Origin of the sequence: Amphritea sp. (genome assembly GCF_050300915.1) — a bacterium.
Lineage (GTDB): Bacteria > Pseudomonadota > Gammaproteobacteria > Pseudomonadales > Balneatricaceae > Amphritea.
The window spans coordinates 1-1,439 of sequence record NZ_JBNKYN010000154.1 but is presented as its reverse complement, the minus strand read 5'-3'; the positions used below and the strand labels follow the sequence as shown (position 1 = coordinate 1,439).

Here is a 1,439-nt window from a genome sequence, read left to right as displayed (position 1 = left end):
TAATGAAACAGGCACTTGTAGCTCTGGGAAAGAAGGTGCCAGCTGCCAAGCATGCGTTAAAAATCATGAGTTAAAGGGTAAGCAGCCCTATTACGGGCTAGCCTGTGGCACCTGTAATGGTATTGGCCAAGCAGAGCCTACTACTGAAAGAATGAATAAGCGTATAAAACCTATGTTAGCTTTAGCTATTGTGTTCTTAATCCTAACCTTTACCTTTGCTCTAGCATTGATGAGGAACCAGTATTTCACTGAGTTTTTGGCATTTTCAGGCACATTAATGGGCAGTGTTACTGCTTTCTATTTCAATCACTCTAAAAACACATAACAATCGATAAGTAAACAAGGCGCGACAATTACTGCTAAGAAAACGTGTTAAGATCATCCAATGCAACAATCGTAAGTCTATCTCCTTTTAGCCGTCTCTAGAGGTGGTAGAGACCTATATCATCAATGGATTTTATCATGCCTAAACAAGGTTCTGAATTCGAAAACCTAACAGCAGAAATATTTAATGCATTAAGAAACGACACCAGATATGAGAGCGTCGAAAAAAATGTAATGATTAATGGAATAGATGGTCCCAGAGAAGTTGATGTTTTACTCAGAGGAAAGGTTGGCCCTATTGATATAGTTACCGCTATCGAATGCAAGGACTACAACAAAGTCGTTAATGTAACAACTCTAGATGCATTCGAATCAAAGCTTAAAGATATTAAAGCAAACAAAGGAATTCTAGTTGCTCGAAAAGGGTTTTCAAAAGGAGCCAGAAAAAAGGCTACCAGGCTAGGAATAACACTTTGTACTGTACATCAAGCTAGATCTGATAAATGGAATTTTAATTTAGAAATTCCTTTTTTGATTATCGAACTTGAAATTGATTTTATTAAGCCAAAGTTTCTGATCCCAGCAGGTAACTGGTTCGTGGAAGAACTAGATATTTGGCATATTAACGATAAACCTCTTCACCAAATAATAGGAGAATATTGGAATAATAACGATAAACTAAACTTTGAAGGTGTACACTCTTTTAACCCTATCGAAGATGGTCCTGCTTATATAAAGAAAAGGGACGGAACTCGTATTCAACTACATAAAACTGAAGTAGATATTCACATCCGCAATGCTTTTTATCTAGGATACTTCAATGAGCTAGATTCAGCCAAACTTCTTCGCTATATAGAGGAGGATAATTGCTCTGTTATTTTCGATCTAAGAGAATTAGTCGACTATAGGGCCAAAGCCCCCAAATTTAAAAACAAGTCTGATTTACCTCCTATTCCCGGAGCTATCGAGTTTACCTCAAAATTAATAATAAACCCTGGTACACCTATGACTGCCAGCCCATCTGTAAGAAAATTTCTTCCGATTGCATGAGGAAAAAAGCTCAGACTTATTACCACTAAGAAATATAAATCATATAGGGCCCGAATCATTTAAAT

At 36.9% G+C, this 1,439-nt stretch carries 2 protein-coding genes; both read left to right on the top strand.

The window, feature by feature from the left end; genetic code table 11:
• On the top strand, positions 1-325 hold a 325-nt coding region (locus ACQY8X_RS20875; RefSeq protein WP_428037056.1), incomplete at its 5' end, for a molecular chaperone DnaJ.
• Between the two features lie 137 nt (positions 326-462).
• The gene (locus ACQY8X_RS20870) at positions 463-1,374 is read left to right on the top strand and encodes a restriction endonuclease (protein ID WP_428037055.1); all 912 of its coding nucleotides are present in this window, start codon (positions 463-465) and stop codon (positions 1,372-1,374) included.
• Positions 1,375-1,439 lie beyond the last annotated feature (65 nt).

What these genes read in the sequence shown, in the direction of transcription:
- ACQY8X_RS20870 (WP_428037055.1), top strand. Translation starts at nt 463, where the DNA reads ATGCCTAAACAAGGTTCTGAATTCGAAAACCTAACAGCAGAAATATTT.